Origin of the sequence: Flavobacterium urocaniciphilum, from assembly GCF_900110615.1 — a bacterium.
In the GTDB taxonomy this organism is placed as follows: domain Bacteria; phylum Bacteroidota; class Bacteroidia; order Flavobacteriales; family Flavobacteriaceae; genus Flavobacterium; species Flavobacterium urocaniciphilum.
The window spans coordinates 80,390-87,042 of sequence record NZ_FOEI01000009.1; the positions used below are offsets into that span (position 1 = coordinate 80,390).

6 protein-coding genes and 1 pseudogene are annotated in these 6,653 nt (G+C 28.9%); 3 read left to right on the forward strand and 4 right to left on the reverse strand.

Annotated elements, in window-relative coordinates; genetic code table 11:
- Window positions 1-39: 39 nt before the first annotated feature.
- The 4 genes from BMY86_RS12460 to metG are packed head-to-tail and all read right to left on the reverse strand — an operon-like array spanning window position 40 to window position 4,858.
- Window positions 40-663 carry a chloramphenicol acetyltransferase gene (locus BMY86_RS12460; RefSeq protein WP_091470079.1) on the reverse strand — a complete coding sequence of 208 codons (624 nt, stop codon included), beginning with the start codon at window positions 661-663 and terminating at the stop codon, window positions 40-42.
- A gap of 2 nt (window positions 664-665) precedes the next feature.
- Window positions 666-1,349 carry an HAD family hydrolase gene (locus tag BMY86_RS12465; RefSeq protein ID WP_091470083.1) on the reverse strand — a complete coding sequence of 228 codons (684 nt, stop codon included), beginning with the start codon at window positions 1,347-1,349 and terminating at the stop codon, window positions 666-668.
- A gap of 2 nt (window positions 1,350-1,351) precedes the next feature.
- Entirely contained in the window at window positions 1,352-2,779 is a 1,428-nt protein-coding gene (locus tag BMY86_RS12470; protein ID WP_091470086.1) for a hypothetical protein, read from the reverse strand.
- 21 nt (window positions 2,780-2,800) lie between these two features.
- Window positions 2,801-4,858, reverse strand: coding sequence for a methionine--tRNA ligase (metG, locus tag BMY86_RS12475; RefSeq protein ID WP_091470089.1), 2,058 nt, complete (start codon window positions 4,856-4,858; stop codon window positions 2,801-2,803).
- 155 nt (window positions 4,859-5,013) lie between these two features.
- On the opposite strand from metG, the gene BMY86_RS12480 reads away from it, so the two are divergent.
- The 3 genes and pseudogenes from BMY86_RS12480 to BMY86_RS12490 all read left to right on the forward strand — a co-directional run.
- Window positions 5,014-5,910 (forward strand): S66 peptidase family protein, encoded by an 897-nt coding sequence (locus BMY86_RS12480; RefSeq protein WP_245745670.1) that lies wholly within the window; start codon window positions 5,014-5,016, stop codon window positions 5,908-5,910.
- Between the two features lie 26 nt (window positions 5,911-5,936).
- Window positions 5,937-6,302 (forward strand): YraN family protein, encoded by a 366-nt coding sequence (locus BMY86_RS12485; RefSeq protein WP_091470094.1) that lies wholly within the window; start codon window positions 5,937-5,939, stop codon window positions 6,300-6,302.
- 70 nt (window positions 6,303-6,372) lie between these two features.
- Window positions 6,373-6,558 (forward strand): annotated as a pseudogene (locus BMY86_RS12490) (aspartate kinase); the annotation flags it as partial.
- Window positions 6,559-6,653 lie beyond the last annotated feature (95 nt).

The following is a 6,653-nucleotide window of genomic DNA, read 5'->3' on the forward strand; positions in this document are numbered from 1 at the left end:
ATTAAAAAAGCGCTCTATTTTTAGAGCGCTTTTACTATTTTATTCGTTCATTAATCGTTCAAATTCTTCGAAAAAAAGACCTAAATGATAGCCGTCAATTAATCCGTGATGTACATGTACCGACATTGGGATCATTCTTTTTCCGTCTACTTCGGTCATTTTTCCAAAAGAAAATTTCGGACAACTATCTTGAACTTTAAAAGTTCTTGAATGGGAGATGGCTGTGAAATTAATCCAAGGCACTGCAGAAAAATGAATTAAATTTTCACTGTATTCTTTAGTAATTAATCCAGGTACACTTTTCACACGATTGGCTTCCGTATTGTAATTTTCAATGAATTTATCTAAGTTTTCATCATAAATAACTTCTGAAAATCCGAAAGTTTTATCATCTCTTAAAATGGTAGAAGAAACATTTATTATGTCGTGAATAAATACTTTATCACCTTCAATTCTATATTTAAAATTTTCTATAGCATTAACAGCAACTAATGTTTTATGAAGATAATATACAAAAAAACTAACGCCTAATTCTTTTGATTTTGCATATGCTTTTGTGCAATCAAATTGAATGGCAGTTCCGAAAAAAGGTTCGTCAAAGTTTGAAAAAAATTCGAAATGTTCTTTTCTATTCCAATCGGCTATGTTCAGTTCTCTTTTCATCTTTATAAAATTTCAAAAAGTTCTTTCAAATTTGATATTGATCTAAAATTATCATGTTCAATTTCAAAATCTATTTTTTCATATTCCCAAGTGGTATGATAAGGAATGTGAATGGCTGTTCCGCCGATATTTAAAACTGGTAAAATATCAGATTTAAGGGAATTACCAATCATGATGAAATTTTCAGGTTGGCAATCTAATCGATGCAGCATTTTTTGATAATCTAAATCTAATTTATCACTCATTACTTCTATATGATGGAAATAATGTCCTAAACAAGAATCGTGTAACTTTCTATGTTGGTCTTTCAAATCGCCTTTTGTGGCAACAACTAATCTGTATTTACCTTTTAACTGCTCTAATACTTCGGTAACATTAGGTAATAATTCTACAGGTTTTTGTAATAAATCTTTACCAATAGCAATTATTTTTTCAATGTTAACGCCATTAATTTGATGGTTGGTAAGTTCTAAAGCCGATTCAATCATAGATAAAGTAAAAGCCTTAATTCCGAAACCATACAAAGGTAAATTCTTTACTTGATGATTTAAAATCAGTTGTAATATTTCTTGTTTAGAAGCAAAATCTTGAAATAATTCGCAAAATTTAGCTTGAGCCTCATCAAAATAAGGTTCGTTGTGCCAAAGCGTATCATCAGCGTCAAATGCGATTATTTTTTTATTCATGATTAATTGTTCTTAAAAGAATAAAACACATATTTATTACTTGGGTTACTTCCGCCATAAATCAATTCGTTTCCTAATTTAAAAGCTACAGTATTTTCCAATTTACTATTCGAAATAAATAATCTCAATTTGTCAAATGCTAATTGTTTTTTTTCACCTTCAAGATGATTAAAACTTTTGTCAAATAAGCAATTGATATAAACAACAATTCTATTGTTGTACGAATTGATATTATTCATTGTATAGTTTGAAGTTAATGCATAACTAAGTAAAACACCAGCTACTCCAAACATTCCACCGTACATTGCATTATTGTTTTGAACCTCACTAACAGAACCTAATGTTAAATAATAAGTATCGTTTTCTAAATAACATGATATTGCTGGATTAGCAAACGTCATTTTTCTTAATAATTGATTTGATTTATCAAGTATTCTTGTGTTTTTAATAGATAACTTTTCTTGAATAATGTCGGAATTTTTAAAATCTATTTCTTTATCTAACATTATTTTAAAGTTCTTGATTTCGTTTTTGTTGAAATCTTTAACCGATACAGATAATATTGAATAATTAGTTTTAAACTGAATTAATAAATCATTTACAAAAAAAGAATTGCTCACATCTGAACTTTCAGAACCTTCTGGTTTTGCAAAAAATGGTTGCGAAAATAATTTATATTCAGGTTGAAAATTATCTAAATTAATTTTTAATAATTGAGTGTACTCTTTGTTTGTGTCGAATGTAAAAATTATAGAATTGTCTTTTACGTATGATTTTTTTTCAAATGAAGCAAAAGTTAATGAAGCAGGATTGTCTTCAGAAACATTTTGAATATGACTACTTTGTGTTAAACTAGATTTTGTACATAAGTCATAAAATGAAACTTGTTGATTCAAATAATCGTAAAAAACGTGTTCGCTTAAATCGATTGTTTTTTTTGTAAATGATTTGTTTGTAAAACAGTAAAAATTAATATTGTTAGTTTTTTTTGTTACTGTAACAATGTAAAATTTATTTTGAATAGTAATTCTGTTAATTACCTTCTCTTTTTCAATGTTAAAATTTAATGGAGTTACATTTGATTCTTTTTTGTCAAAATCATAACTTAAAACATAAAATAATTTATCGTCTTTTGAACTCCAATAAGTATAATAGGTTGACTCATTTTTTGCATAACCAATAATGGATTCAATTTTTTGATCTCCTTTATTTGTTTTAATAGAATCAACAACTGCTAAATTTTCATTTAATTTGAAAGCAGATACAACTTCTTTGTTGTCAAAATATAATAAAACATTTTTAGATTCTTCATCATTAATTTGAAATGATTCTGATTTTTTTGGGATTTTGATATTAATTTCAGAAATTAATTTTTGAGAATTAACTTTAAAAACACAAAATAAGGTAACGATTAAAATTTTTTTAAACATATCAATTTTCAGTTGTATAAATTATCCAATTACTGCTCCATTACTAACTCCATCTGTATCAGGATTTACAAATACTAATTTTCCGTCAGGAGTATTTGTTAGTAATAACATACCTTCACTTTCCACACCGCGTAAAGCTCTTGGTGCTAAGTTAACCAACACGGTTACTTTTTTACCAATCACTTCTTCAGGAGTAAAATGTTCTGCAATACCAGATACAATAGTTCTTACATCAATTCCTGTATCTACTTTTAAAACCAATAATTTATTGGCTTTTGGCATTTTTTCTGCTTCGATGATTGTTCCGATACGTAAATCAATTTTCGCGAAATCTTCAAATGAAGTTGTTTCTTTTTGAGGAGTTACCGTTTCGTTTTCTATTTTATTTGCTGTTTTTGTAGCTTCCAATTTGTCTATTTGTTTTTGAATTTCTGCGTCTTCAATTTGTGCGAATAATATTTCTGCTTGTCCGATTTTATGATTGGCTACCAATAAATCTGATTTTGTAGCAACATCATTCCAAGTAGTTCCTTCGTTTAATAACATTTTACCTAATTTTTCAGAAGTAAATGGTAAAAATGGTTCGCATAAAACTTGTAAAGCAGTTGCAATTTGTAACGCCACATACATTTGAGTTTTTACACGCTCCGGATTTTCTTTTACCATTTTCCATGGCTCTTCTTCTGTAAGGTATTTATTTCCTAAACGAGCTACATTCATTAACTCACTTAATGCTTCTCTAAAACGGTATCTTTCAATTGACGATGCAATTACAGATGGATACGCTTTTAATTCAGTTAAGGCTTGTAAATCTCCTTCTGAGAATTCGTTAGGTGTTGGAACAATTCCGTCGTAATATTTGTTCGTTAATACAATTACACGATTAATAAAGTTTCCAAAAATGGCTGCTAATTCACTATTGTTTCTCGCTTGAAAATCTTTCCAAGTAAAATCGTTGTCTTTTGTTTCAGGTGCATTAGCAGTTAATGCATAACGCAATACGTCTTGTTTTTCAGGGAAATCTTGTAAATATTCATGTAGCCAAACTGCCCAGTTTTTAGAAGTAGATAATTTATTCCCTTCTAAATTTAAAAACTCGTTAGCAGGAACATTATCAGGTAAAATATAACTTCCTTCAGCTTTTAACATCGCTGGAAAAATAATACAATGGAAGACAATATTATCTTTTCCGATGAAGTGAACTAATTTTGTATCTGCATCTTTCCAATATGGTTCCCAATCTTTTCCTTGTTTGGCAGCCCATTCTTTTGTAGACGAAATGTATCCAATTGGAGCGTCAAACCAAACGTATAATTTTTTTCCTTCTGCGCCTTCAACCGGAACATCAATTCCCCAATCTAAATCACGCGTTACAGCTCTTGGTTCTAATCCGCCATCAACCCACGATTTTACTTGTCCGTAAACATTCGATTTCCAATCTGATTTATGACCTTCTAAAACCCATTCTTTTAAGAAATCTTCGTATCTATTTAATGGTAAAAACCAGTGTTTGGTTTCTTTTAAAATTGGTGTTTCTCCTGTAATGGTACTTTTCGGATTAATTAAATCGGTTGCGTTTAATGTAGAACCACATTTTTCACATTGATCTCCGTATGCGTCTTCATTTGCGCATTTCGGACACGTTCCAGTTACAAAACGATCAGCTAAAAATTGATCTGCTTTGGCATCATATAATTGTTCCGTAGTTTCTTCAATAAAGTCGCCATTATCGTATAATTTTCTAAAAAATTCAGAAGCCGTTTTATGGTGAATTTCAGAAGAAGTTCTCGAGTAATTATCAAAAGAAATTCCGAAATCAATAAAAGATTGACGAATAATTCCGTCGTATTTATCTATAACTTGTTGTGGTGTAATTCCTTCTTTTTTAGCTTTCATTGAAATGGCAACACCATGTTCATCGCTACCACAAATGAATGCTACATCTTTTCCTTGTAAACGTAAATATCTTGCGTAAATATCTGATGGCACATAAACTCCTGCTAAATGTCCAATATGAATTGGTCCATTTGTATAAGGTAATGCCGCAGTAATCGTATATCTTTTTGGATTTTCTAACATTGTTAAATATTATTTACTGCAAAAATAAGTTTTTAGTAAGTAATTGGCGAATTTATTTTGATTTTGTTTAAATTTGAAAGCAACATTTATTACATTTCATGTATAGATATTTAATACTATTTTTTCTTTCTTTAATTTCATATTCACAAAACAAAATGAAAATTCCACCTTATTTGAAAAAAGGCGACACGGTTGCTATTGTTTGTACGGCAAGAAAATTTTTTCCAGAAGATGCTAAACCAGCTATCGATTTATTAGAATCTTGGGGATTAAAAGTTAAATTAGGAAAAACAATAGGGTTAGACAGTTGTCAGTTAGGTGGAACAGATGCCGAACGTACAGCAGATTTTCAAGAGCAATTGGATAATGATAATGTGAAAGCTATTTGGTGTGCTCGTGGCGGATATGGTACCGTTCGTATTATTGATATGATTGATTTTACAAAATTTAAAAAACATCCGAAATGGGTTATGGGTTTTAGTGATGTAACGGTTTTACATAGTCATATTAATACGTTAAATGTTGCAACTTTACATTCAATTATGCCTTTCACTGTTCCAAAAGCACCGGAAGAAGTTAAAGAAACTTTTAAAAATTCACTTTTCGGAATTAAAAATTCATATACTATTCCTTCCAAATCATATGATAAAAAAGGTTTGGCTAAAGGAGAATTAGTAGGTGGGAATTTATCTATTTTATATAGTTTATTAGGGTCCAAATCGTCTATTGATACAAAAGGTAAAATTTTATTTATAGAAGATTTAGATGAATATTTATACCATATCGATCGGATGATGTATAATTTAAAACGTAATGATTATTTCAAAAATGTAAAAGGAATTATTGTGGGAAGTATGCATGATATGCATGATAATGAAATTCCTTTCGGTCAAAATGAAGTTCAAATTATTACTGAAATTGCAAAAGATTTAAATATTCCAATCGCATTTGAATTTTGTGCAGGACATCAAAAAGACAATCGAACTTTAGTTTTAGGTAGTCAGGTGACTTTTGAGGTTAACGATAAAGAAATAAAATTAAGTTTTGATTAAATTATTCTTCGTAAATTCGAAATGAAATGGCTGAACATAATGATTTAGGAAAATTAGGTGAAACATTAGCGGCTGATTTTTTAATTACTAATGGATATGATATTCTAGAAACAAACTGGGTTTTTCAAAAAGCAGAAGTTGATATTATCGCATTAAAAGAAAATATTTTAACAATAGTTGAAGTAAAAACAAGATCGAGTTCTGATTTTGGATTACCACAAGATTTTGTAAAACCAAAAAAAATTAAACTTTTAGTTAAAGCAATTAATGAATATATCTTATTGAATGACATGGATGTAGAGGTTAGGTTTGATATTATATCAATTCTAGTTAATAATGAAGTCCCTGAAATAGACCATTTAGAAGATGCTTTTTTTTATTTTGACAAATAGTTATAATTATAACAAAATGTTTATTATATTTGTACCAGAATAAACAACAAACACACAAACACACACAAAAATGAAAACAGTTGCTTCTGTCGTAGAACAGTATTTAAAGACTAAACCTTTTTTACTTAGTTCTTTATCTGAAGGTATTATTAATTTAACTTCTTTAGCGAGAAATATAATGCCGGAAATTGAAATGCACCTTGGAAAAGATATCAAACAAGGAGCAGTAGTAATGGCTTTAAAAAGAATTTCTGAAGTATAGGCTATAAATTAAAATGTAATAATAATACAATATAAAAAAGGTCGAAAAACCGTTTAAAATCAACTAATTAGGGCTAAAAAAGTCCTTTT